This is a genomic window from Marinobacter sp. F4218 (assembly GCF_019443085.1).
Classification (GTDB): Bacteria; Pseudomonadota; Gammaproteobacteria; order Pseudomonadales; family Oleiphilaceae; genus Marinobacter; species Marinobacter albus.
The window spans coordinates 40,252-64,309 of sequence record NZ_JAHZIL010000005.1; the positions used below are offsets into that span (position 1 = coordinate 40,252).

At 58.4% G+C, this 24,058-nt stretch carries 22 protein-coding genes; 19 read left to right on the forward strand and 3 right to left on the reverse strand.

Annotated features, from left to right (window positions below; translation table 11 throughout):
- Positions 1-5: 5 nt before the first annotated feature.
- Positions 6-2,840, reverse strand: coding sequence for an excinuclease ABC subunit UvrA (uvrA, locus tag K0B93_RS18470; RefSeq protein WP_219868714.1), 2,835 nt, complete (start codon positions 2,838-2,840; stop codon positions 6-8).
- Positions 2,841-3,024: 184 nt separating this feature from the next.
- Here uvrA and K0B93_RS18475 point away from each other — a divergent pair, with 184 nt between their 5' ends.
- The 19 genes from K0B93_RS18475 (at position 3,025) to K0B93_RS18565 (ending at position 21,265) form a co-directional block, all read left to right on the forward strand.
- Positions 3,025-4,395, forward strand: coding sequence for an MFS transporter (locus K0B93_RS18475; RefSeq protein WP_219868715.1), 1,371 nt, complete (start codon positions 3,025-3,027; stop codon positions 4,393-4,395).
- Between the two features lie 58 nt (positions 4,396-4,453).
- A complete protein-coding gene (ssb, locus tag K0B93_RS18480; RefSeq protein WP_219868716.1) occupies positions 4,454-4,978 on the forward strand; it encodes a single-stranded DNA-binding protein in 525 nt (174 codons plus the stop codon).
- A gap of 213 nt (positions 4,979-5,191) precedes the next feature.
- Complete coding sequence (locus K0B93_RS18485; RefSeq protein ID WP_219868717.1) at positions 5,192-6,127, forward strand: biogenesis protein MshI; 936 nt, start codon at positions 5,192-5,194, stop codon at positions 6,125-6,127.
- Positions 6,124-6,729: a PilN domain-containing protein gene (locus K0B93_RS18490; protein WP_324125909.1), complete on the forward strand. Its 606-nt coding sequence runs from the start codon at positions 6,124-6,126 to the stop codon at positions 6,727-6,729. The genes K0B93_RS18485 and K0B93_RS18490 overlap by 4 nt, the downstream gene beginning before the upstream one ends.
- Entirely contained in the window at positions 6,729-7,421 is a 693-nt protein-coding gene (locus K0B93_RS18495; RefSeq protein ID WP_219868718.1) for an MSHA biogenesis protein MshJ, read from the forward strand. Before K0B93_RS18490 ends, K0B93_RS18495 begins: the two co-directional genes overlap by 1 nt.
- Position 7,422: 1 nt before the next feature.
- Entirely contained in the window at positions 7,423-7,770 is a 348-nt protein-coding gene (locus K0B93_RS18500) for a hypothetical protein (RefSeq protein WP_228743633.1), read from the forward strand.
- Complete coding sequence (mshL, locus tag K0B93_RS18505) at positions 7,767-9,494, forward strand: pilus (MSHA type) biogenesis protein MshL (protein WP_219868719.1); 1,728 nt, start codon at positions 7,767-7,769, stop codon at positions 9,492-9,494. The genes K0B93_RS18500 and mshL overlap by 4 nt, the downstream gene beginning before the upstream one ends.
- A 1-nt stretch (position 9,495) precedes the next feature.
- Positions 9,496-10,335: an ExeA family protein gene (locus K0B93_RS18510; protein WP_219868720.1), complete on the forward strand. Its 840-nt coding sequence runs from the start codon at positions 9,496-9,498 to the stop codon at positions 10,333-10,335.
- Entirely contained in the window at positions 10,332-11,438 is a 1,107-nt protein-coding gene (locus tag K0B93_RS18515) for an MSHA biogenesis protein MshN (RefSeq protein WP_219868721.1), read from the forward strand. The genes K0B93_RS18510 and K0B93_RS18515 overlap by 4 nt, the downstream gene beginning before the upstream one ends.
- A gap of 2 nt (positions 11,439-11,440) precedes the next feature.
- Complete coding sequence (locus tag K0B93_RS18520) at positions 11,441-13,207, forward strand: GspE/PulE family protein (RefSeq protein WP_219868722.1); 1,767 nt, start codon at positions 11,441-11,443, stop codon at positions 13,205-13,207.
- Positions 13,207-14,436 carry a type II secretion system F family protein gene (locus K0B93_RS18525; RefSeq protein WP_219868723.1) on the forward strand — a complete coding sequence of 410 codons (1,230 nt, stop codon included), beginning with the start codon at positions 13,207-13,209 and terminating at the stop codon, positions 14,434-14,436. The genes K0B93_RS18520 and K0B93_RS18525 overlap by 1 nt, the downstream gene beginning before the upstream one ends.
- A complete protein-coding gene (locus K0B93_RS18530; RefSeq protein WP_219868724.1) occupies positions 14,437-15,009 on the forward strand; it encodes a hypothetical protein in 573 nt (190 codons plus the stop codon). It begins immediately after the preceding gene.
- Positions 15,010-15,046: 37 nt separating this feature from the next.
- Positions 15,047-15,553, forward strand: a complete 507-nt coding sequence (locus K0B93_RS18535; protein WP_228743634.1) for a prepilin-type N-terminal cleavage/methylation domain-containing protein — start codon at positions 15,047-15,049, stop codon at positions 15,551-15,553.
- A gap of 34 nt (positions 15,554-15,587) precedes the next feature.
- Positions 15,588-16,058, forward strand: coding sequence for a type II secretion system protein (locus K0B93_RS19435; RefSeq protein ID WP_285369075.1), 471 nt, complete (start codon positions 15,588-15,590; stop codon positions 16,056-16,058).
- Positions 16,059-16,170: 112 nt separating this feature from the next.
- Positions 16,171-16,602: a prepilin-type N-terminal cleavage/methylation domain-containing protein gene (locus K0B93_RS18545; RefSeq protein WP_228743635.1), complete on the forward strand. Its 432-nt coding sequence runs from the start codon at positions 16,171-16,173 to the stop codon at positions 16,600-16,602.
- Complete coding sequence (locus tag K0B93_RS18550) at positions 16,599-17,090, forward strand: prepilin-type N-terminal cleavage/methylation domain-containing protein (RefSeq protein WP_219868726.1); 492 nt, start codon at positions 16,599-16,601, stop codon at positions 17,088-17,090. The genes K0B93_RS18545 and K0B93_RS18550 overlap by 4 nt, the downstream gene beginning before the upstream one ends.
- Positions 17,090-17,875 (forward strand): type II secretion system protein, encoded by a 786-nt coding sequence (locus K0B93_RS18555; RefSeq protein WP_219868727.1) that lies wholly within the window; start codon positions 17,090-17,092, stop codon positions 17,873-17,875. Before K0B93_RS18550 ends, K0B93_RS18555 begins: the two co-directional genes overlap by 1 nt.
- Before the next feature lie 37 nt (positions 17,876-17,912).
- Complete coding sequence (locus K0B93_RS18560) at positions 17,913-18,278, forward strand: hypothetical protein (protein ID WP_324125920.1); 366 nt, start codon at positions 17,913-17,915, stop codon at positions 18,276-18,278.
- A gap of 227 nt (positions 18,279-18,505) precedes the next feature.
- Positions 18,506-21,265: a DUF6701 domain-containing protein gene (locus tag K0B93_RS18565; RefSeq protein WP_219868729.1), complete on the forward strand. Its 2,760-nt coding sequence runs from the start codon at positions 18,506-18,508 to the stop codon at positions 21,263-21,265.
- Positions 21,266-21,325: 60 nt separating this feature from the next.
- On the opposite strand, the gene ntrC is transcribed toward K0B93_RS18565, so the two are convergent.
- Complete coding sequence (ntrC, locus tag K0B93_RS18570) at positions 21,326-22,753, reverse strand: nitrogen regulation protein NR(I) (RefSeq protein ID WP_219868730.1); 1,428 nt, start codon at positions 22,751-22,753, stop codon at positions 21,326-21,328.
- Positions 22,750-23,844 (reverse strand): nitrogen regulation protein NR(II), encoded by a 1,095-nt coding sequence (glnL, locus tag K0B93_RS18575; protein ID WP_219868731.1) that lies wholly within the window; start codon positions 23,842-23,844, stop codon positions 22,750-22,752. Before glnL ends, ntrC begins: the two co-directional genes overlap by 4 nt.
- Positions 23,845-24,058: the final 214 nt, after the last annotated feature.

Consider the following 24,058-nt stretch of genomic DNA (forward strand, 5'->3'; position numbering starts at 1 on the left):
TCGGGCTACACGGCTTTGGCTTTCTTCAGCATCGGCTTCAGGTATCTCCCGGTGTGAGAGGCCGGGTTCTCGGCGACCTCTTCTGGGGTTCCTTCAGCGACGATCTGGCCGCCACCGGAGCCGCCCTCGGGGCCCAGATCTATGATCCAGTCGGCAGTCTTGATGACGTCCAGATTGTGTTCAATCACCACGATGGTGTTGCCGTGGTCTCGCAGGCGCTCAAGCACGTTAAGCAGTTGCTGGATGTCATAGAAGTGCAGGCCGGTGGTGGGCTCGTCAAGGATGTAAAGGGTCTTGCCGGTGTCTCGCTTGGAGAGTTCCTTCGCCAGTTTAACCCGTTGGGCTTCGCCACCGGACAGGGTGACTGCACTTTGGCCGAGGCGGATGTAGGAGAGGCCGACGTCCATCAGGGTCTGGAGTTTTCGGGCAAGGAATGGCACGGCGTCGAAGAATTCCCGGCCTTCCTCCACGGTCATTTCCAGGACCTCGTGGATGTTCTTTCCCTTGTAGCGGACTTCCAGCGTTTCCCGATTGTAGCGTTTGGCCTTGCAGACGTCACAGGGTACATACACGTCGGGCAGGAAGTGCATTTCCACCTTGATCACGCCATCGCCCTGGCAGGCTTCGCAGCGCCCTCCCTTGACGTTGAAGGAAAAGCGCCCGGGCTTATAGCCTCGTGACCGGGCTTCCTGGGTGCCGGCGAAGAGTTCACGAATGGGGGTAAAGAGGCCGGTGTAGGTCGCTGGGTTCGAACGGGGCGTCCGGCCTATTGGGCTCTGGTCAATATCAATGACCTTGTCCAGATGGTCGAGGCCTTTCAATGTCTTGTAAGGGGCATGATTGAGGCTGGTCGCCTTGTTCAGCTTCGCGGCTGATACCGGGTAAAGCGTACTGTTGATCAGGGTCGACTTGCCGGAGCCTGATACACCGGTGACGCAGGTCATGATGCCCAGTGGCAGGTTCAGGGTGACGTCCTGTAGGTTGTTGCCACTGGCCCCGGCAAGGGTCAGTGACTTGCCGGTCCCGGGATTGCGCCGGCTTGGTACGGCTATCTCACGAGTGCCGTTCAGGTATTGGCCGGTCAACGACTCCGGGGTGTCCAGAATGTCCTGCGGCGTTCCCTGGGCGATGATCTGTCCGCCATGCACGCCGGCGCCGGGACCGATATCAATAACGTGATCGGCCGCCCGGATCGCATCTTCATCGTGTTCCACCACGATGACTGTGTTCCCAAGATCGCGCAGGTGGGTGAGGGTGGCGAGCAGGCGATCGTTGTCTCTCTGGTGCAGACCAATGGACGGTTCGTCCAAAATGTACATCACGCCCACCAGGCCTGCGCCTATCTGGCTGGCCAGTCGAATGCGCTGGGCCTCGCCGCCGGAGAGCGTGTCGGCGCTCCTTTCCAGCGTCAGGTATTCCAGGCCGACGTTCACCAGAAACTGGAGCCGTTGGCGGACCTCCTTCAGGATCTTCTCCGCAATTTCGCCTTTTCGGCCCGGTAGCGTCAGCTGTGCAAAATAGTCGTGAGCATCGCCCACCGGCAGTCCGGTGACCTCCGGGAGATTCCGGTTTTCGATAAAGACGTGCCGGGCACTGCGGCGCAGACGTGAGCCATTACAGTCCTTGCATGGCTGGGTGCTCAGGTTCCGGGCCAGCTCTTCACGCATGCTTTGTGAATCGGTCTCCCGGTAACGACGCTCCAGGTTGGGCAGGATACCTTCGAAGGGGTGGGCCTTTTCCATGATGTGGCCGCGGGAGTTCACGTACCGGAAAGGGATGTCCTCCTTGCCGGAGCCGTACAGAAGCGTGTTCTGAAAGTCTTCCGGCAGATCGGCCCATGGCGTTTCCAAATCCATGCCGTAGTGATCGGCGACGCTGCCGAGCATCTGGAAATAATAAACCGCCCGGCGGTCCCAGCCCTTGATGGCGCCCGCCGCCAGTGTGGCTTCGGGGTGCTGGATGATTTTCTCCGGATCGAAGAACTGTTTTACCCCCAGCCCATCACAGGTCGGGCATGCGCCGGCTGGATTGTTGAACGAGAAGATCCGGGGTTCCAGTTCACTGAGTGAGTAACCACATTGGTTACAGGCGTATCTGGCTGAGAAGGTATGCTCTTCGCCATCGCCGCTCATGGGCGCCACGAGGGCGATACCGTCTGCAAGTTCAAGCGTGGTCTCAAAACTCTCTGCCAATCGCTGTTCCAGTCCAGGCTTCACCTTGAATCGGTCGACCACAACATCGATCTGGTGTTTGCGTTTTTTGTCGAGCTCCGGAATGTCATCTATGTCGTAGACCGTTCCGTCAACGCGCAGACGGATGAACCCCTGGCTTTTCATGGTGTCGATGACCTGCTGGTGCTCACCCTTACGGTCCCGGATCACCGGTGCAAGTATCATCAGCCTGCTGTCTTCGGGCATTGCCAGCACCTGGTCGACCATCTGGCTGATGGTCTGGGCCTCCAACGGCTGGTCATGATCCGGGCAGCGCGGCTCACCGGCGCGGGCGAACAGCAGGCGCAGGTAATCGTAAATTTCGGTAATGGTGCCAACGGTCGAACGCGGATTGTGCGAGGTGGATTTCTGTTCGATCGAAATTGCCGGAGAAAGACCTTCGATGTGATCGACATCGGGCTTCTCCATCATCGACAGGAACTGGCGGGCGTAGGTAGACAGGGACTCCACATAACGGCGCTGACCCTCTGCGTAAAGGGTGTCGAACGCCAGGGAGGACTTGCCTGATCCGGACAGTCCGGTGACGACGATCAGCTTGTCCCGAGGCATATCCAGGTCGAAGTTCTTCAGGTTGTGGGTGCGTGCCCCTTTGATCTGGATATGGTCCATAACACCTCGCTCAAATAAAAACGAAAATTATACCGCGTTCGGGCGGCTGCGGCGAAACTGCCGGTTGTTCCTGCGCACCGGGCACCGTGCCGCGATGATGCACCTTCTGTTACAATGCGCGGCCTGCGAAGGCTATGTGCCTTCTTGCTTGTCTGCTTTCAACCCCGGCTGAGGTAGTGGTTCCATGAACGCGCTGGAAAAACGATCGGTTTCGGCTCTCGCGTCTGTCTACGCCATGCGTATGCTTGGGCTGTTTATGGTCATGCCCGTGTTCATGCTGCTCGGTAGTGACCTCGAGGGCGCCACGCCGGCTTTGCTGGGATTCGCCATCGGCGCCTACGGTCTCAGTCAGGCCCTGCTGCAGATTCCGTTTGGCTTGATGTCCGACCGGGTTGGTCGCAAGCGCATGATCTATATCGGTTTGGTCCTGTTTGCTGCAGGCAGCGTCCTGGCCGGCGCCACCGACTCGATATACGTTGTGATTCTCGGTCGGATTCTTCAGGGGGCCGGGGCAATTGCCAGCGTGTTGATGGCGCTGTTGAGTGATCTTACCCGGGAGGAGCAGCGCACCAAGGCCATGGCTACGGTGGGCATTTCCATTGGGCTGTCGTTTTCTGTCTCCCTGGTCCTTGGGCCCCTGATTGGTTCTGTTTGGGGGTTGTCCGGCATTTTTTACACCACCGCCGCGCTCGCGGTGTTCGCGCTGGTGGTGGTCAGTCGTGTGGTTCCGACGCCCCATCAGCACAAGCTCAGTGCCGATACTCACCCGGCTCGCGAAATGCTGGGCAGGGTCCTCTCGGATGGTCGCCTGCTTCGGCTGGATTTCGGAATCTTTGCGTTACATCTGGTTCTGACTGCGCTGTTCCTGGTCTTTCCCTCTATTCTGCAGGACCAACTGGGTCTGGCCGGCAGTTCCCACTGGTGGTTTTATCTCAGTGTCATGGTGACCTCGTTCTTTGCGATGGTGCCCTTCATCATCCTTGGAGAGAAAAAGCGCAAGATGAAACCGGTGCTGTGTGGTGCGATCGCATTGCTGACGCTGGCAACGGCCGGACTGACGAGTGTTACGGCGGGGCTTCTCGCGGCATGGGCCGTGCTTTTCTTCTTTTTCATGGCGTTCAATCTCCTCGAAGCGAGCTTGCCGTCGTTGATCAGCAAGGAGGCGCCTGCGGCGACCAAGGGTACGGCGATGGGGGCCTACTCGACGTCCCAGTTCATGGGCGCGTTTCTTGGTGGTGCACTCGGAGGGGTATTGCTGGAGCAGCTTGGTATCAACGGTGTTCTATGGTTCATGGCTGCGGTTCTGGTGCTTTGGTTGCTGGTGGCCTTGACCATGCCGTCGCCGCGATACACCACCAGTTTCGTGTTACAGTTGCGGCAGGCTGTGGGTAATCAGTACAGCGATATCGATGACAGCCTGCGCCGGTTGCCCGGTGTACAGGATGTCGTAATTGTTGAGGATGCCGCGACTGCCTATCTCAAGGTGGATCGCCAGCAATTTGATGAGGCGTTACTTGCGGACTTTTCGTTTGTCCGGCACGGTAGCAGTACTTGAAATTTGGAGGCCCGCAGGGAGCGCGGGTGGTCCCTGAAAACAGAGTCAGGAGCAGAACATGGCACGAGGCGTGAACAAAGTCATACTCATCGGGAACCTTGGGCAGGATCCGGATACCCGTTATACCCCCAACGGCAATGCGGTGGTCAACCTGAACCTCGCGACTGACGAGAGCTACAAGGATCGTCAGACAGGACAGCTGGTGCCGAAAACCGAGTGGCACCGTATTGTGCTGTTTGGCAAGGTCGCCGAGGTTGCCGGCCAATATCTGCGTAAAGGTTCCAAGGTCTACATCGAAGGCAAGCTGCAGACTCGCAAGTGGCAGGGTCAGGATGGTCAGGACCGGTACACGACCGAAGTCGTAGTGGACATCAATGGCCAGATGCAGATGCTGGACAGTCGTGGCGAAGGTGGTATGAACCAGGGAGCGCCAGCGGGCCGTCCGCAGCAGTCTGGCAACAACGCTCCGGCGGGCCAGCAGAGCAACAACCCGCCACCGCAGCAGTCCGGTGGTTACAGTCAGCCGTCCCAGGGCAGCATGCCGGAGCCGGTTGATGATTTTGATGACGATATTCCGTTCTAGGACCGAAACTGAATCCTTGACCTCAAAGGCCTCCGTATGACGGAGGCCTTTTTGTTACTGTGTTGCAAAAAGACGTGAAATAAATCGAAAACCATAGAGTTCGGTTCATCTTCTCATCTATTATGTGAGCCAATGTAAAAATTGCTGAATTTTTGGACAAAATAAGAAAGACTTGGCTCCGGCGAGTGGTCCTGATTTCACCTGAAGTACTCTATGACAAAGCAATCCATCGTAAAAAATATTACCGGCTTATTCAGTGGGTCTGGGAGGCTTCAGCGCGTCTGTCTGGAGGTCCGACCGGATGGCATCGCCTGGGCCGAGGCAGCGGCGCGCTCCGGTGGGCCTGTTGGCTTCATTCAGTGTCGGCCAGCACAGCGCACCCAGGCGTTGCAGGAACTCGTAAAGCGGCGCGGCTGGTCAGGGGCGCTCACAACACTGGTGTTGCCGCTGGATCAGTACCAGGTCTTTCAGATGGAGCGTCCGGACGGGATTGAAGAGTCTGAACTTGGGGATGCCCTGAAGTGGAAACTCAAGGATTTCCTGGACTTCAGCCCAACCGATGTCGTGTCTGATGTCTTCCCGTTCCCTGAAGACGCTTCCCGGGGCCGTGGCGCTCTTGTAAATGTGGTCGCAGCGCGAAAATCCCTTGCGAGAGAACTGGTCGCCCTGGTCGGTGCATCTGATCTCCTGCTGGATCGTATTGATATAGCGGAACTGGCTTTGCGCAACCTTGTGAGTGCCCTGGATGAGACCAAGCGGGGTGCCGCGCTCGTTCACCTGCGGGAAAACTACGGCCAGATGATTGTTTGTCGGGACGACACACTCTACCTGTCGCGTCGTCTGGATGTGTCGGCGGAGGATCTCCGGGATGTTTCACGTCAGGAAAACGCGGTTCAGTCCCTGGCCCTGGAGCTGCAGCGATCGCTCGATTATTACGAGAGTCAGTTGGGACAGGTGCCCCCGGCTGTCATTCGTCTGGTTGCCCGAGACAGTGCTTTGCCGCTTGCATCCATGGTCTCGTCTTATGTGGCTGCAGGCGTGGAAATGCTGGATTGGTCGGTGTTGGGGCTGGATCAGCCCTTGGACAGCCGCTGCCTTACGGCCTGGAGTGCCGGTCTCTCAGGCACAAAAACGGGGGAGCGCTCGTGATTCAACAGGTCAATCTGTACGTCCAGGAACTGCGGCCACACAAAGAGAGGATGCAAGCGGGGATGTTAATGGGCCTGGTTGGGCTACTGATCCTGGTGATAGGCGCAGCCGGTGCTGTTGTGCATTACCAGAACAACCGGCTTACGACACAGGTCAATGAGCTTGAGTTGCAGAATATTGGCCTGGAGCAGGACATCACCCGGTTATCGGCAGAGGTCAGTGCGCGGCAACCGGCGCCCGAGGTTCGGGAGGCGCTCGAACAAGTTAACGACGCTCTCCTGCGTCGGCAACGCCTTCTGGAGCGGGTAGAGGGACTGGTGCTTCACGGTGGCGGGCGTTTCTCTCCCCAGATGGCGGCTCTCGCGCGCCAGATTCCGGATAACGTCTGGTTAACGGGTATCCGGCTGAACGGGCAGCAGTCCAAGGTGACCATTGAGGGCCGAGCCCGTTCGAGTGCCCTGGTGCCGGCGTATCTGGAAAACCTGAGTGACGAACCGGCTTTTGCCGGCAAGACATTTGGTGCCTTCAGGCTTTCACGGCCTGAAAGTGGGCGTTGGATCGACTTTCATGTGGCTACGGAACGTTCCGGGGAGGCTAACTGATGGCAAAGCCCTGGAGTGAGTCTTTGCAGAACGGGGCGCAGTGGTTTAACGACCGCCCCATCCGTGAGCGCTTTCTCATCACGGTTACCATGCTGACGCTGCTTGCATTTATCGGTTGGGAGCTGGGCGTGGCGCCAGCGATCAAGAAGCAGGAGATTCTGGAATCCCGGCTCAGTGTTCTTGCCTCAAGTCGGGACAGCCTGCAGATTCAGCAGCAAAGCCTGACTGATCAGCTGGCTGCCGATCCGTCACAGGAACTGCGAGACCAATTGGAGTCGCGCCGGGAACGGTTGGCACGACTCGACCGGCAGATTGCAGAAACGACGGGCCAGCTGATCGCACCCCGAGCCATGGTGTCTGTGTTGAAAGACATGCTGACGGCCCAGGAATCTCTGGGCCTCCAGGCTCTTGATCTGAAAACGCCGGCGCCTGTTTTTGCGCCGGAGGGTGATTCTCCGACGGATCCGACGGCTGATCGGGAGCAGGGCAGCCCGCTGCTGTATGCCCATGACGTGGAGTTGACGGTGCAGGGGAGCTACCTGGAAGTCTTGGCTTACCTTGAACGGCTGGAAGCCCTGGATGAGCGCCTTGGGTGGGTAATTCTTGAGTACGATTCGGAAAGCTGGCCGGCCGGTAAAGCCATCATCCGGGTAAGAACACTGAGTTTAGAGTCGGCCTGGCTGGGAGTATGACATGACCCGATTTGAAGCTTTGAAGCACACGTGCGTTGCGCCGATGGTCGTTGGCTGTTGGTTGGCGTTTGCTGGCCCGGCAGTTGCCCTTCAGGACCCAACGCGACCTCCGGGCTTCGACGAGCCCCAGGCACAAGCATTGCCGATGACTGACCTTGCGCTGCAGTCCATTCTGGTGGGAGCGGAGCGACGGCTGGCGGTGATCAATGGTGAGCCCCGAGTGGAAGGGCAGGCCTTTGACGGTGTCCGGGTGCGCCAGATTCATCGAGACCGGGTCGATGTGGTGGACCGGGGACGAGTTCGCACCCTGTATCTGGACGAGCTGCCTCAGGTACGCAGAACCCAATGACCAAGAAACAGGCGATCATGATCAAAAAGAACTCACTGGCGGTGCTGTTGATCGCGGCCACGCTGACGGCATGCAGTAACAATCCGCTCCTGCGCTCGTCCACCGCGACGTCGACGGATGTTGCGGATGATATTGACAAGTCGTTGGCACAGGCGGAGCAACAAGCCGCGACAGAGCAGCAATCAACCGGGTCTGCGGCGTCACTGCCTGCGGACATCAGTGCCGCGTTGTTGCCGCCCTTGTCCAGCAGTGAGGATCTGGATGAACGCTTCGACGTGAACGCCAGCAATATTCCCGCCGGCAGTTTCTTTGAATCCCTGGTTGAGGGAACCCGTTACAACGTGGTGGTTCACCCGGATGTGACGACGGTTGTTGATCTTCGCCTGCAAGATGTGACCGTTCCGGAAGTCATGGACATTTCTGCGGATCTATACGGCCTCGATATCCAGCGCGCCGGCCGACTTTTCAAGGTCAATGCGGATCGGATACAGACCCGGATGTTTCCGATCGATTACCTGCACTTCAAGCGCAAGGGTGGTTCGGAAACCCGGGTCAGTTCCGGCCAGGTGACCAGCACCCAGAGCAATGACCGGTTCTCGAACGGAAACAGTGACAACCGGAGCTCCGAGAGCAGGAACCTGATCGGTACGACCATTTCCACGGAAACTGAATCCAACTTCTGGTCCGATATCCGTCAGGCCCTGACGATGATTGTGGGCAACAGCAGTAATCAGCAGGTGGTTGTGAATCCGGGTGCGGGCCTGGTGATGGTCCGTGCCGGTACCGAAGATCTCAGGCTGGTCGAGGAGTACCTGCGCCGCACCGAACTGATCATGCAGCGCCAGGTCGTGCTGGAAGCCAAGATCCTGGAGATCATTCTTAACGAAGGCTACCAGCAGGGCGTCAACTGGTCCGATCTGCAAAGTGCCTCAGGGATCACCGCCTCTGACGGTTTGCCAGAAGATTTCACTGCCCAGGCGCTGGCGGGCCAGGTAATCAGTACGTCCGATATCGGGGGGCTGTTCTCCGCCAGTGTCCGCGCCGGCGATTTTACCGCGCTTATTGAACTGCTCGGTGAACAGGGCAATGTGCAGATTCTTTCCAGTCCACGAATCTCGACGGTCAACAATCAGAAAGCCGTGATCAAGGTCGGCACCGATGAGTTCTTCGTCACGGACATCGATTTTGACGACGACAACTCGACCCTCACCGGTTCAGACAGCACGTCCACATCGGTTGAGCTCACGCCGTTCTTCTCCGGAATCTCCCTTGACGTCACCCCGCAGATTTCCGATACCGGCAGCATCACCCTGCACGTGCACCCGTCGGTCAGCGAGGTTAATGATCAGAACAAGGTCATCACCATTGGTGAGCGTGATGTCACCTTGCCTCTGGCCATCAGTACAGTGCGGGAGACTGACAGCGTGATCCGGGCAGAAAGTGGCCAGATCGTGGTGATCGGAGGGCTGATACAGAACACCAGCGAAGATACGAATTCGGCGGTTCCTTTTTTCAGTGACATTCCCGTGGTCGGCGAACTCTTCAAGCAGCGCCGGTTTCAGTCCCGCAAGAGTGAACTAGTGATCCTGCTGCGCCCGGTTGTTGCCGAGCCGGCGCGTATGAACGCGGACATCGCCGCAAGTCGTGAGCGCATGAATGTGCTTCGGGAACTGCTGCAATCATCCAAGTCTGTTACCCCGGAACCGGAGAAAGCCCGTCGCTAGCATGTACGAATCCCACTTCGGACTGCAGGAAGCACCGTTCGCATTGACGCCAAACACCCGATACTTCTTGCGGGCTCCCAGCCATAGCGATGCGCTGGAGCTGCTGCTGGTTGCGCTGAGTGAACGTGAGGGTTTCATCAAGATTACGGGCGAGGTCGGCACGGGTAAGACCTTGTTGTGCCGCCTGTTGCTCAATGAGCTGGAGCTGAAGGCCCGCACTGCTTACATCCCCAATCCGCACCTGACCCCGGAAACCCTGTACGAGGCTGTGGCCGAAGAACTGGGCGTGGATGTGTCCGCCTGCGCCAATACTCATCAGATTCTCAAGGCTCTGAATGAGAAGCTGATTGGCTTGGCCATGGACCAGAAACCGGTGGTTCTGGTGATTGATGAAGCCCAGGCGATGCCGGAAGAGACCATTGAGGCCCTCCGTCTTCTGACCAATCTCGAGACAGAAAGCGTGCGGCTGTTGCAGATTGTCTTGTTCGGGCAGCCAGAGCTGGATGTGCTGCTGCAGAAAGACAGCCTACGACAACTGAGGCAGCGTATTACTTTCCATTACCGATTGGCGCCCCTGGATCGAAACTCTGTTGCCCAGTACCTTCGGCATCGAGTAGCGCAGGCGGGCTACAACGGTGGGGATCTGTTTTCCAGCGGTGCGCTGCGCCTTATTTCACGCTCTTCCGGCGGCATCCCGCGCCTGGTCAATATTCTTGCCCACAAGGCAATGCTGGCGGCCTGGGGTGTTGGCGACCGGCAGGTCGGGCGTCGCCATGTCGCCCGGGCCATCCGTGATACCGAAAGTGTCCGGGCCCCCGGTTTGCTGGCGAGGTGGCTATGAGCCTGCTCAACGACGCGCTGCGCGCGGCTGAACAGCGCCAGAAAAGGCCGGACGTGGCGGCCGCGTATACCGGCCAGTCCTTTGTGCCGCGGAAGCAACGGCGCTGGCTGTTACCGGTCTCGGTTGTGCTTACCGCCCTGGTGGTGGCCACTGCTGTTTACGAATATTCGTTCCGTGACCAGTCCATTGAGTCCGACGTTGCCGGGTCTGCGTCGAGGTCAGCGGTGAAGAGTAATCCAGAGCCTGCTGAAGCGGCCATCCAGGCTCCGCCAACCCCACCGAAAACCGCTGCGGATAATGCACGCCCCGCGAGCGAAGCCGAGAACACGACGGTTCAGGTTGAGCAGCCATCTGCGCCGGAGGAAGTCCGGAAGGTGACAGAAACGACGGCCGTTGAGCCTTCGCCAGGAGAGGTGGCCGAGACGCCAGAGGTAGCGGACCGGAAGCTGCAACTTACGGTCGACGCCCCGGCAACGGAAGAGTCCGAGCCTCGGCCAGCAGCCTCGCAGCCCCCTGTGAAACAGGTTCGCGAGACGCCTGAGGCTGTGGACCTGCGAGTCAGTCGGGAGCTGTCCAGCCTCCTGCGCACCGGCGATTCCCGGGCGGCCGAGCAGCGCCTGACCGACATCGCTTCGCGTCAGGACGCTCCCGTGAGTCGGGAGGTGTTCGCCCGAGCCATGCTGGTTCAGGACATGCCAGAGCGAGCTCTGCGCTGGTTGTCCGATGCCGAAGTGCAGGAGTATCCCGCGTTACGGTTGTTGGAAGCCCGGGCATTGTTGGCATTGGGCAAGCTTGAAGCGGCGCTGGCGACTCTGCTCCGGGATGTGCCATCGGTTCGGGAGTACACGGAATACCGGGTCACCCTGGCGACATTGTTGCAGCAATCCGGTCAGGCTGTTGAGGCAGCACGACACTGGTCGGCGCTGATTTCGGTGGATGACAGTCGCCCAGCGTGGTGGGTGGGGCTGGCGATTGCCCTCGAGTCCCGGGGCGAAGTGTCCGGAGCCCTGAAAGCTTATTTCCAGGCAGCACGGTTGCCTGGTTTGTCGCCTTCGCTGACGGATTATGTCCGTGATCGTTTGAAAACACTGCAGGCAGGATAGGAATGACGGAGCCCAAGAAAAAAATCCGTATTGGTGACCTGCTGGTCCAGGACGATGTCATTACCGAGCAGCAGCTAATGACGGCGCTACGGGAACAGAAAAACACTGGTCGGAAGTTGGGGCGCACCCTGATTGAGCTGGGCTATGTGGATGAGGACAATCTGCTCAACATCCTCTCCCGACAGCTCGAGGTGCCCTTTGTTCGGCTCAGGCACTACCAGTTCAACAATGAGTTGGTGAAAAAACTGCCGGAGGCCATGGCCCGGCGGTTTCGCAGCATTGTGCTGGCGGAGCAAGGTGGTGAGCTGCTGGTGGGCATGGCGGACCCGCTGGATATCTTCGCCTACGACGAGCTGGTTCGGATTCTCAAGCAGCCGGTTCGGCAAGCCGTGGTTCGCGAGAGTGAGCTGCTGAGTACGATCGATCTGGTGTACCGACGCACAGAGGAAATTGCCTCCCTGGCGGAAGAGCTGGAAGACGAACTCGGTGACGATGCCTTCGATCTGGCCAACCTGTCTGCTGAATCGGAGAGCGCCGAAGCGCCTGTTGTAAAACTGCTGCAGACCCTGTTCGAGGATGCGGTGCAGGCCAGAAGCTCCGACATCCATATTGAGCCAGATGAGACGGTCGTGCGCATCCGCCAGAGGGTAGACGGCGTACTCCAGGAACAGGTGATGAAGGAGAAGCGTGTAAACGCGGCTCTGGTTCTGCGCCTCAAGTTGATGGCCGGTCTCAATATCTCGGAGAAGCGACTGCCTCAGGATGGCCGGTTCAACGTCCGGGTGAAGGGGCGGAGCATCGATGTCCGGGTTTCCACCATGCCGGTCCAGTACGGCGAGTCGGTGGTCATGCGTCTTCTGGATCAGAGTCAGGGCGTTCTGAATCTTGACGGTACCGGTATGCCTCCGAAATTATTGGAACGGTTCCGTCGGATGATCCGGAAACCGCACGGCATGATTTTGGTGACCGGACCAACGGGCAGCGGCAAAACGACCACGCTTTACGGGGCATTGAGTGAGCTGAATCGGCCCGAGCTGAAAATCATCACGGCCGAGGATCCTGTCGAATATCGCCTGCCGAGGATTACGCAGGTTCAGGTAAATCCAAAGATCGGACTGGAGTTTGCTGGTGTTTTACGATCTGCGTTGCGCCAGGACCCAGATGTCATCCTGGTGGGGGAAATGCGTGACCGGGAAACGGTAGAAATTGGCCTCCGGGCAGCCATGACCGGCCACCTGGTGCTGTCGACCCTGCACACCAATGACTCGATCAGCAGCGCTATGCGCCTGATTGATATGGGTGCACAACCCTTCCTGGTGGCCAGTTCCTTGCTTGGCGTGGTTGCCCAGCGTTTGGTGCGACGGGTGTGTGACAACTGTTCAGCGGCCTATGAGCCAACCGAGCAGGAGAATATCTGGCTCGACAGCTTTGATCTGGACCCTCTCGATCGGGAGGCCGGTTTCATGCAGGGGCGCGGCTGTTATCAGTGCAGCAACACCGGCTACAAGGGTCGGGTAGGGGTTTATGAGCTGCTCGAGATGAATGAAAAGATGCTGGATGCGCTGCGCCGGCAGGATGTTTCCGCGTTCACCCGGGCCGCCCGCCAAGGCGATCTCTACCGTCCCCTGGGTCAGTGCGCCATGGATTATGCCCTAAAGGGAATGACGACTCTGGAGGAAGTGGCCCGTGTGGCCGCGACATCAGAGGACGAGTTCTCTGAAAGTGTGGAGATTCCCGTTCCGGATCAGCCTGTTGGGGAACTGCTCTGATGCAATACAGCTACCGGGGTAAAGATGATCGCGGCATCGTGCAACAGGGCTTACTGGTTGCAGCGAGTGCAGACGCTGCTGCCTCCGAGTTGATGCGCCGGGGCATTACGCCGCTCACCATTGATGAGCGACAGGAACAGGTTTCGCTGAGTGATCGCCTGAACGGCACTCCACTGTTCCGGAAAAGGGTCACGCTGGACGAACTGATCGTCTTCTGCCGGCAGATGAATGCGCTGACCAAGGCGGGTATTCCCCTGATCCGTACCATGCGTGGCTTGGCGGAGACCACCCGTTCGCCGGTACTGGCGGACGTTCTTTCGGACGTAACCTCAAGACTGGAGGGCGGCACCACCATGGCCGCGGCCATGCAGGCTCACCCCAGGGTCTTCTCAGAACTGTTCGTCGCGATGATCCACGTTGGTGAAAACACCGGCATGTTGGACGACGCCTTCAAACGACTGTCCGATATCCTGGAGTTGGAACGGGACACCAAGCGCCGCCTGAAGCAGGCCATGCGCTACCCAACCTTTGTGATAATCGCATTGCTGGCGGCCCTGATGGTGGTGAATTTTTTGGTCATCCCGAAATTTGCGGCCGTGTTCAACAAGCTGGGGGCGGACCTGCCGTTCCTGACACAGGTGCTTGTCGGAACGTCCGACTTCCTGTTGAGCTACTGGTACGTCCTGCTGTTTGCGATAGCTTCAGGCGGGCTTTTGCTCCGCCAGTGGAAGCAGACGGAGAAGGGGCGGCTGACCTGGGACCGGTACAAGCTGCGTATGCCCATCATCGGGCCGCTGCTGGAGCTGATCACCCTGAGCCGCTTTGCCCGGAACTTTGCCTCCATGCTGTCGGCAGGAATGCCGGTGACACACGCGCTGACGGTCGTGGCAGATGCCACTGACAATGCGTGGATTTCCAGTCATATCAAGGAAATGCGCGCGGGTATCGAGCGAGGTGAAAGCCTGCTCCGGACCGCCCGGCAGAGCCAGATGTTTACGCCGTTGATACTGCAGATGATCGCGGTCGGTGAAGAAACCGGTTCCGTCGATGAAATGCTCAATAACGTGGCGGATTTCTACGATGAGGACGTGGACTACGGACTCAAGCGGCTGGCGGAATCGATTGAACCGATCCTGATTGTGGCGATGGGCATCCTGGTCCTGATTCTCGCGCTCGGTGTGTTCCTGCCCATCTGGGATCTGGGAGCCGCCGCCATGGGGCGTGGTTGAGTGCAGGCCCAGGAACGGTCAGATGCGGACAGCCTCGCACTGGCCCGAACGTTTCGGTTCGGCGTCTCTGTGCTGGTCGTTGCAGCGCTGGTGTGGTACCTGCTCGGGGCACTCGAGCGGGAAACCCGAAAGGCCGAGGAGCAGGCCGCCAATATGGTGATGAACCAGCTGCGGGCTGCACTGGTCATCAAGGGGGCCGAGGTGATGCTGAGTCGGCATGGACGGTTGGAAGATCAGGAGGGGCTGAACCCCTTCGATCTGGTGAAGCATCGATGGTCGAACTATTCCGGGGCATGTCAGAAGCCTGCATCGGAGCCGGGAACCTGGTGTTTCTGGCGTGACGAATCCAGAGGAGCGACGGGTGGGTGGCTAATTTTCACCCCCAATCAGCCGATAACCCTGAACGGGCGGCGCGCACCGGTCGGGGAGCCTCTGGCCTGGTCGGTGACAACAGACTATGCAGACCGCAACGAAAATGGAGAGCGGGAGCATCAGGAACGATTGACTGGCCTCAAACTGGCGCCAGTGTCGTTAACAGGAGAAGCAGTGCGTGTGCAGGATGCGGGACACTGACAGAGCGAACACAAAAAATCGGGAATGAGGCTGACCAATGAGGCAGTACAGAAAAGTGAAGGAACAGCAAGGGTTTACCCTGATTGAACTGGTGGTGGTGATTGCCATTCTGGCCATCCTCGCCGCCTTTGCCCTGCCACGATTCGCCCAGCTTTCCGAGCAGGCGCATCAATCCAGCATCCGGGCGACGGCGGGCGCCCTGGCGGCAGGCGTGGCCCTGACGAAAACCCAGTGGGTTTCGAATGGTTTGACTGTCGCGACGGCGAATGTACAGGGATTCGGCAACGACAACGTTGATGTGAGCGGCGATGGCTGGCCGACAGCCACCGACGACACAACGGATCCAGCCATGACGGTAGATCGCTGCCAACAGGTCTGGGTTGGCGTTCTGCAATCCAATGCGCCCACGATCACCGGCGGAACACCGGATTATGCCGTCTCTGCACCCAGCGGAGATTGCCTGTTCACCTATCAGCTGGATGGGCAGGGCAGCACGATCAGCTATGACGCCGATAACGGCGAAATCACAACAACGATCAACTAACACACAAACTCAAGCGAGCAATTGGAGTACGACCATGAATATGATGAATGCAGTAGCGGCAAGAAAAGAGCAGGGCTTCACCCTCATCGAGCTGGTGATGGTGATTGTGATTCTGGGCATCTTGGCAGCGTTTGCGTTGCCGCGGTTTGCGGATTTTGGGAATGATGCGAGAAGCGCAACCATCAACGGTGCCGCGGGTTCGGTCCGTTCCGCCGCGTCGATCGCGCACGCTCGTTGGATTGCGGATGGTAACTCTGCAAGTACTGTTTCCCTGGATGGTCAGTCGGTAGATATGGACACCACTAATGGTTATCCAACTGCCACAACCGGTGGAATTGATACTGCAGCCCAGTTAAGCGCAGAATTTCAGGTCGGAACTGAAGCCTCGAATGCTGTGACTATCTCCCTGCTCGGTTCCGATGGCACTACGGTTGTTCCCAACTGCAACTTCAGCTATTCCGAGCTCACGGGTGTCGTTTCTTCAATAAACGATGCGTGCGAGTAAAGGTAGCCTGAAATTCTACTCCTACTAGCATGACAAAGGATTTCCCAGGGAAGGGAGTCCGCCCCGATTTCTGCACAGGATGTAAAGGTTTATGTGCTGTGACTCGAAAAACATGGGATATACGCTTGTAGAGTTGGTCGTGGTAATTGTCTTGATTGGGATTATTTCAGCCGTGGGAGCAAGTTTGTTCTTGAGTCGCTCGGCCTTTTCCCCCCTGCTGGCCACCCAGCAACTCTCCGCTGCTACGCTGCTTGCCCAGCAGGCAGCGCTGGCGGGGAATTCTGCAGGCCGACTGACGATTAATCAGACAGCAGAAGACTTCGTGTTTACCGTCGGTTCGGGCACGCCCAATGCCCGGACCTTCTCTCTTGATCGCGCCGGGACTACCTTGAGCGGCGCGTCACTTCCACTCACCCTGACCTTCAACATCAGGGGCGAAGTGGTTGGCGGCGGCAACACCAGCCTCACCTTCAACGGCGAAAGCGCTTACCAGACCTGCATCAGTTCCCTGGGTGCCGTCTATGCCGGGGGGTGCCAGCCGTGAGGCGGGAGATTCGGGGTGCCACTCTGGTGGAACTGGTCATCACGATTGTGATCATCAGCATCGCCATCGCGGGCGTAGTCGGTGCGTTTGCACTGATCTCCGGCCGCAGTGCCGATCCATTGAACGAAACCCGGGCCATTGCCCTGGCGCAGCTCTACGTCGATGAAATTCTGGCGAAAAAGTACGACGAACAAACGCCTCAAGGCGGTGTGCCCCGTTATGCCGGCGTCTGCAATGTAGGCGCTGACGGTACGGAGACCCGAGCGTCGTTCGACGATGTCGACGATTATGATGGCGTCAGCGATACACCACCCGCCAGTGCGTTGGGTGGTATCACCGGCTATTCAGGCTTTTCGGTCGAGGTATCCATTACCTGTGCTGGCGGCGAGGTGGGCTTGCCCGCCTCGCAGGCAAAACGGATAGATGTGTTGGTATCTGCCCCGGATAACAGACGTTTTGTGTTCTCGGCATACAGGGCCAATTTCTGATGGGCAGCAATCGTGGGTTTACGCTCGTCGAACTGGTCATGGTGATCGTGCTCCTGGCCATTGTTGCGACCATCTCGGTTCGTTTTGTTGCACTTTCAACCCAGGGGGCCGTCGATGTCAGCTCGCGACAGCTCCGGTCTTTCTCCGCCGTTATCATCAGCGAGCACCTGAGCCGGGCGCTTCGTGAAGCCCTGCCGGGATCCATCCGCGCGAACGGTGATGGCTCGTGCATCGAATGGATGCCGGTGGTTGCGGTCTCCAACTACCTGAATCTTCCCGGCAATGCGAATCCGGACTCCTTTGAAGCGGTCCCCCTGGCCGGTGGCGCCAGTGCCAGTGGCAGAGTCGTCGTTTACGGATACGGTAGCAACCTGTATACGACCGGTAATCCCGGGCCCATCTCGCCCGAGGCAACGCTGCCCTCTGGTGCTTCCCCGGTGACCGTGGCCTTTAATGGTGGTGCCAACCACCGCTTCACTGCCAAGTCCCCGGAGCGGAAGTTCTTTGTGATTGAGGAGCCCCGCACGTTTTGTCAGCAGAGCAGTTTCCTGTTTCGCTATCGTGGGTATGGAATCCAGAGTGCTGTGGCGTCGGCATTGCCGGCAACCATGCCGGGGCGCGAGGTGGTGGCCGGTAACCTGGTTCCCGGCTCCCTGAACTTTGAAGTGGTCCCACCGACACTCCAGCGCAGTGGCGTTGTCAGTTTCCGTTTCCAGGTCCGAAGTCAGCAAACCGGCGAGATGACCAACGTCAGCCAGGAGGTTCAGGTTCGCAATGTCCCCTGATTCGTGCCCAGGAAAACAAACCGGCGCCGGACTACCGGTGGCGTTATTTGTGATCACGGTGCTGGCCCTTCTGGTGGCTGTCATGGCGCAACTGCAGCAGGGCGGCGCGGAGGCTGTAAGCTTGCAGATCCAGTCTCAACGAGCGCTGTTTGCGGCGGAAAGTGGAGCCCAGGTCGGTGTCCGTGAAGCCTTGGAGGGGAGCGGCTGCAGTGCCGTTTCGTCGCCGAAAACGTTCACGGTTCCCGGGTTGTCGGGTTGTCGGGCCGTTATGGATTGCGAATCGGTTTCTGCCGAGCTGACGGGTAAAAGCCCGGCTGAAGAGATTTTCACCCTGACCAGTACCGGCCAATGTGGAACGGGTATTGATCGGGCCGAGCGCGTGGTGGAGGTCAAAGTCCGATGAGATCGACAAAGGTTCGTAAGCGTCTTTTGACAGGGCGTTTCATAGCTCTAGCGACCACAGCGTTCCTTTTGGTCCTGCCACAATTTCTGCGAGCGGAGTGCTCACCTTACGCAGGTTTGGCAACGATCAATGAAGTATCTCAACAAGATGGATTCATTGAACTCAAGCTCCTTTCGTCGCGCGTTGACTCATCAATCTACGGTGGCTGGCAGCTGGAGTTTTGTGCGATGGGAGGTAACAACAAACCACTCAGCTGCAGTGGCCTGCAATCTGTTTCCGGAGCGTCTGGCAACACCTATCCGTGGTTGGTGATGGGGGCGGCCAATCTGGGTGGCGGGAGTATTAATCTTGCAGGAATGGATGTCCGGCTTTCGGATTCCAGTGGCAGAACCATTGATTACCTTCGTGTAGGGAGTTCAGTCGATGCTTCAGAGGATCCTACATGTTCGTCAGATCCCGATGACCTGCCCTTCGATACCCGTCTGAGTCTGGTGGGTGGCGATAGTGGTAAATTTGCCAGTCGCAGCCCTGATGGAAATGGTGAATGGTCTTTGAGTTCCGGTGCCTCAGATGGCAAGGACTCCGAGGGTAATACTAACGATGAGGGTGTGTCCGGGCCTGCCATCAGTGTCGATAATGTTGAGGTTTTTCAAGGCGAAACCGCAGTCTTCACCGTCACCCTCAGTGCGAATCAGGGTTCGGATTTATTGATCGACTTTGAGACCCGAGATCTTTCTGCCAAAGCTGGCACCGACTACTCCTCCGAGACCGGCACAATTCGGGTTTCAGCCGGGGATGATCAGGCCACCGTAAGTGTGCAAACGTTTGACTCTGGTAATTCCGATCAGACAGAATTTTTTGTCGTTCTGAGCAACCCGAGAACCTCCGCGGAAACACAGTTTGGGACATTCACCAGTCAGGCTGGTATTGCAACGATTCTTCCCTTGGCAAATCGCCTGGATCGCTTCGAGGTAAGTGCCCCATCTTCTGCCAGTGTCTGTATACCGGTGGAGGTGACAATCCGTGCTCTTGATCAACAAGGTGATGTCGTTACGGACTACGAGGGTCAGGTGTCCCTGCAGACAACCGCCGGAAGCGGTAACTGGTCTGCAGCAGCGTCAGATGTGCCGACCGGGTCCTTGGCGCCGAGCCCGGACACCGATAATGATGGAACTGTGAGCTACCAGTTCGCCGGCGCCGATAACGGTACCGTATCGCTTGCCCTGGCTAATGCCACGGCGGACCAACTCAGGGTTGTTGTTACTGGCGTTGCCAATGGGCAGCAAGGCCGCTCGGCGCCGATCCAGTTTCTTGAAAATGTCTTGGTGATCGAAAGTGCCGATGCCAACGGTCTGGATCTCGTGGCGGAGCGTGACCACTTGTTTGTGGCGCGGGCGATCCGACGGGATCCTGCGAATGGTGAGTGTGGGCTGATACCGGATTATGACGGACAGGTGGACGTGAAGGCCTGGCTTTCACGAAGTGGCGACGATCCGGGCGGCGCTGCGCCGCTTGTGGACACTGGTGCTTCGGCGGCCACGCCGGGAACCGCTGCGCCTTCGTCGGACAACCTGACGCTCGATTTTAATAGCGGTCTCGCTGCGTTCTCATTGATCACCAGCGATGTCGGGCAATACCGACTGAACCTGTTGGACGACACCTCAGGGATTGTCGTCGATGCCGACGGCAATCCGCTCACTGTCTCGGGGCAGAGCTCCCTTTGGACTGTCAGGCCGGACCGGTTTGATCTCTTGGTAACGGACAATCCATCGGCCGCCGATGCAAATGGTCCCGTATTCAGGTCGGCTGGGCAGACATTTGAGTTGGTCCTGTCCGCCGTCGGTGCCGAAGGCAGCGTTTTACCGAGCTACGGCCAGGAAGGCAGTCCCCAGGGTGTGACCCTGAGCCACAGCCTTTTGCGGCCCGCCGGTGGCGAAGCGGGAATCCTGTCGGGAACGTTGGATGTAACGGGCACCTCCTTCAGCAATGGCGAGGCGACTGCGAGTAACCTGGGCTGGAACGAAGTGGGAATTCTGGAATTGGTCGCCGATAACCCCAGCTACCTTGGCGTAGCGCCTGCGATCACAGGGCAGTCTGGGGCGGTGGGGCGCTTCGTCCCTAATCGATTTGAAGTCGTGGTCTCATCCGGCGAGCTCGCGCCTTTCTGTAGCGCCGGTTCGGCCTTTGTCTATTCCGGTCAGCCGATGTCCTGGGCCGTTGTACCGGAGCTGAGCATTTTCGCGATGGGGCCAGGAACCTATGTCACAAGTAATTATACGGAGGGCGGTTTCCGGAAACTGGCCGCTGGCGATGTCGCCCGGAGCGAGCCGGTAACGGACAACGTTCAGACCTACCTGTCGGGCCCTGCCTACCCCGTTACCTCAAACCTGCAGGCCGGCCTGTTGTCCGTTGCCGCCCCGGGGAAGCTGACCTATTCGTTTTCAACCACTGATTCCTTTACCTATGAAAAGGCCGTCGACGCCCGGGTGCCGGCCTTCTCTCCGAATATGACCATAACCGTCGATGCCATTCGGGATTCCGATGGCGTGATGGCGCCGGCGGCACCGTTATCCGTAACGCCATTTTCCCCCCTGGAGATCCGGTACGGGCGCTGGGAGCTAGAAAACGTCTACGGTCCCGAAAACGTGAGCGAGTTGTTCATGCCCTTCCGGGCTGAGGTATGGAACGGGAGTCGCTTCGTCGAGCACGCGGCGGATGGCTGTTCGTCCTGGGCCACGACTCCCATCGCCGATCCTGAACTTCACCATGCCCTGGTGGCGGGAGCAGGCAGCCTGACGACGGGCAGTGGCGGGCCGCTCAGGCTTGAGCCGAAAGGTACGCAGGGAACCGATACCCTGGTTTGGGATGTGCCCGTCTGGTTTGAGTCCGATCAGGATGGGGATGGTTCACTGGACGATCCAGCCGGGCTCGCTACGTTCGGCGTGTATCGCGGCCACGACCGGGTTATATACTGGCAGGAACGTTGATCGGGGCAATAAAAAAGGGACAGATCTTGCGACCTGCCCCTGAAAAAAGAGCCTGGCGGCTCAATCGTCATCATTTTCCGGATGGTCCAGTCCCAGTTCATTGATTTTGCGGGTCAGGGTGTTGCGTCCCCAACCCAGCAAAACGGACGCATCTCGACGGCGGCCGCCGGTGTGTTTCAACGCCGTTTCTATCATGATCTTTTCAAACTCGGGTACGGCGTTGTCCAGAATGCCTTTCTTTCCCCGTTTGAGTTCCTGTTCTGCCCAGTTGCGCAGGCCTTCCTGCCAGGTGGTGCCAATGGTGGGCGTCTCGGCCTGATGCAGAAGCTCTGGCGGCAGGTCGTCGATATGGATCTCACGACCGCTGGCCATGACCGTGAGCCACCGGCAGGTGTTCTCCAGCTGGCGGACGTTGCCGGGCCAGGGCAGGGTGGTGAGGTATTCCTCGGCATCAGGCCGGAGAATTTTTGACTCAACCGCCAGTTCCTTGGCTGCTCGCTTCAGGAAGTGCTGCATCAACCGAGGAATATCTTCCCGGCGTTCGGCGAGCTTTGGCAAATGTACCCGGATGACGTTCAGGCGGTGAAAGAGATCCTCCCGGAAGGAGCCGGCCTGAACCAGTTTTTCCAGATCCTGGTGGGTGGCAGCGATGATGCGCACATCCACCTTGATGGGGGTGGTGCCACCAACCCGGTAGAACTCGCCATCGGCCAGTACCCTCAGCAGGCGTGTCTGGGTGTCTGCGGGCATGTCGCCGATCTCGTCCAGGAAGAGCGTGCCGCCGTTGGATTGCTCAAACCGGCCCTGCCGGGCAGCTCCCGCGCCGGTAAACGCGCCTTTCTCATGTCCGAACAGTTCGGACTCAATCAGGTCCTTGGGGATCGCCGCCATGTTCAGGGCGATGAACGGGTGCTTGGCTCGTGGACTGTGATTATGCAGAGCCTGGGCTACGAGTTCTTTGCCTGTGCCACTTTCGCCATTGATCAGGACCGTGATGTTGGAGTGGGATAAGCGACCGATTGCCCGAAACACTTCCTGCATGGCGGGGGCTTCGCCAATGATCTCGGCGTTGCGCTGAGTGCTTTCTGCCTGAGGCTCTGCGCTGGCTTTCTTTTCGTGGCTGTGCGCAACGGCCCGCTTAACCAGGGCAACGGCGTCATCCACGTCGAAGGGTTTGGGCAGGTACTCAAAGGCGCCGGTCTGGTAGCTGGTCACTGCACTTTCGAGGTCCGAGTGCGCAGTCATGATGATGACCGGCACGTCAGGGTGGACCTCGACGATCTGCGAAAGCAGAGTAATGCCGTCGACCCCGGGCATTCGAATATCGCTGATGATGGCGTCTGGTTGTTCGTGTTCGAGGCGCATCATGATGCTCTCGCCACTTTCGAAAACGCGGGGCTGCATACCGGCCTGGTTAAGGGCGCGCTCCAGCACCCAGCGAATACTGCGATCGTCGTCTATGATCCAGACGTTTGCCGGTTGGCTCATGGGGTGTCCTCCAGAGGCAGGAAGATGATGAAGTCAGTACGGCCGGGTTTGCTCTCGCATTCGACCAGTCCGTGGTGTTGGCCAATGATGCTCTGGGTTATGGAGAGACCCAGGCCCGTGCCACTGGCACGGCCGCTGATCATCGGGTAGAAAATATTCTGCAGCAGATCCGGTGGGATGCCCGGTCCGTTGTCGATAACATCCACACGACAGACCAGGCGATGTCGCCGGTGGCCTATGGTGAATTGGCGCAGCGCCCGGGTCCGGAAAATGATGGTGGGCGGTGCTTCGTTCTTATGGCCGCTCTGGTTCTCGAACGCCGCTTCCATGGCGTTACGTGCAATGTTCAGGAACGCCTGGATGAGTTGTTCCTTGTCGCCGCGGAATTCCGGAATGCTGGGGTCATAGTCCCTGCGGAATACCAGTCGCCCCTTGCTCTCTGCCTCCACCAGAGTTCCGACTCGCTCAAGCACTTCGTGAATATTGGTTTGGGCGATTTTTAGAGCCTTGTTCGGGCCGAGCATGCGGTCGACCAGACTGCGTAGGCGGTCTGCCTCGTCGATGATGACGCGGGTGTACTCCCGTTGGTCTTCATCACTGAGCTCCCGGTCGAGCAATTGCGCAGCACCACGAATCCCGCCCAGAGGGTTTTTGATCTCATGGGCCATGCCGCGAACCAGAATCCGGGTGGTTTCCTGTTGCGAGATAATGTCTTCTTCGCGACTGATGCGCAGCAGCCGATCCCGGGGCTGAATCTCGATGAGCAACTCGGTCGGTTCCAGGCTGATGGGCGTTACCGAATAATCGACTGTCAGATTGGCCCCGCTGGTCAATCGGAATTCGGCCTCCCGTCGGGTATAGGACTGGCCATTCTGAGCAGCCGCGTAAAGAGTTTTCAGAGCGTCTTCCGAATCGACCAGGATGTCGCTAAACGGTTGGCCCTGGCTTCGGGTCATGCTGGTTTCGAACAGGCTTTCTGCAGCCGGATTGAAGTAACGGATCTTCAGGTTGTCCTCAAGCACCAACACAGCGGTGGTGAGACTGTCGAGAATGCTTTTGTAGCCGTTCTTATTGGCAGTGGGCAATGCCATGCGTGAATCCCGTTGGTCCGACAGAGTAAATGTAATGACTTCGTGGCTTCTGCAAGAAGCGAACCACTTTGGAAGTCCGTCTCAAAAGAGTGGGCAAAGTACGGGCATGGGCGCCAATTGGCACTGAAACATGCCGTAAGCTGGTGCGTATTCAGGAAGGGATCGAGACCAGCCCGGACAAATCGCCCCGTTGCTGGTCAGAGTATGGCTTGTT

Bases quoted from the DNA above. Each gene is read 5' to 3' on its own strand.
- ntrC (WP_219868730.1), bottom strand. From the start codon at position 22,753: ATGAGCCAACCGGCAAACGTCTGGATCATAGACGACGATCGCAGTATT.
- K0B93_RS18500 (WP_228743633.1), top strand. From the start codon at position 7,423: ATGACCCGATTTGAAGCTTTGAAGCACACGTGCGTTGCGCCGATGGTC.
- K0B93_RS18545 (WP_228743635.1), top strand. From the start codon at position 16,171: ATGGGATATACGCTTGTAGAGTTGGTCGTGGTAATTGTCTTGATTGGG.
- K0B93_RS18510 (WP_219868720.1), top strand. From the start codon at position 9,496: ATGTACGAATCCCACTTCGGACTGCAGGAAGCACCGTTCGCATTGACG.
- uvrA (WP_219868714.1), bottom strand. From the start codon at position 2,840: ATGGACCATATCCAGATCAAAGGGGCACGCACCCACAACCTGAAGAAC.
- K0B93_RS18525 (WP_219868723.1), top strand. From the start codon at position 13,207: ATGCAATACAGCTACCGGGGTAAAGATGATCGCGGCATCGTGCAACAG.
- ssb (WP_219868716.1), top strand. From the start codon at position 4,454: ATGGCACGAGGCGTGAACAAAGTCATACTCATCGGGAACCTTGGGCAG.
- K0B93_RS18535 (WP_228743634.1), top strand. From the start codon at position 15,047: ATGAGGCAGTACAGAAAAGTGAAGGAACAGCAAGGGTTTACCCTGATT.
- K0B93_RS18475 (WP_219868715.1), top strand. From the start codon at position 3,025: ATGAACGCGCTGGAAAAACGATCGGTTTCGGCTCTCGCGTCTGTCTAC.
- K0B93_RS18555 (WP_219868727.1), top strand. From the start codon at position 17,090: ATGGGCAGCAATCGTGGGTTTACGCTCGTCGAACTGGTCATGGTGATC.
- K0B93_RS19435 (WP_285369075.1), top strand. From the start codon at position 15,588: ATGAATATGATGAATGCAGTAGCGGCAAGAAAAGAGCAGGGCTTCACC.
- K0B93_RS18485 (WP_219868717.1), top strand. From the start codon at position 5,192: ATGACAAAGCAATCCATCGTAAAAAATATTACCGGCTTATTCAGTGGG.
- K0B93_RS18515 (WP_219868721.1), top strand. From the start codon at position 10,332: ATGAGCCTGCTCAACGACGCGCTGCGCGCGGCTGAACAGCGCCAGAAA.
- mshL (WP_219868719.1), top strand. From the start codon at position 7,767: ATGACCAAGAAACAGGCGATCATGATCAAAAAGAACTCACTGGCGGTG.
- K0B93_RS18495 (WP_219868718.1), top strand. From the start codon at position 6,729: ATGGCAAAGCCCTGGAGTGAGTCTTTGCAGAACGGGGCGCAGTGGTTT.
- K0B93_RS18565 (WP_219868729.1), top strand. From the start codon at position 18,506: ATGGGAGGTAACAACAAACCACTCAGCTGCAGTGGCCTGCAATCTGTT.
- K0B93_RS18520 (WP_219868722.1), top strand. From the start codon at position 11,441: ATGACGGAGCCCAAGAAAAAAATCCGTATTGGTGACCTGCTGGTCCAG.
- glnL (WP_219868731.1), bottom strand. From the start codon at position 23,844: ATGGCATTGCCCACTGCCAATAAGAACGGCTACAAAAGCATTCTCGAC.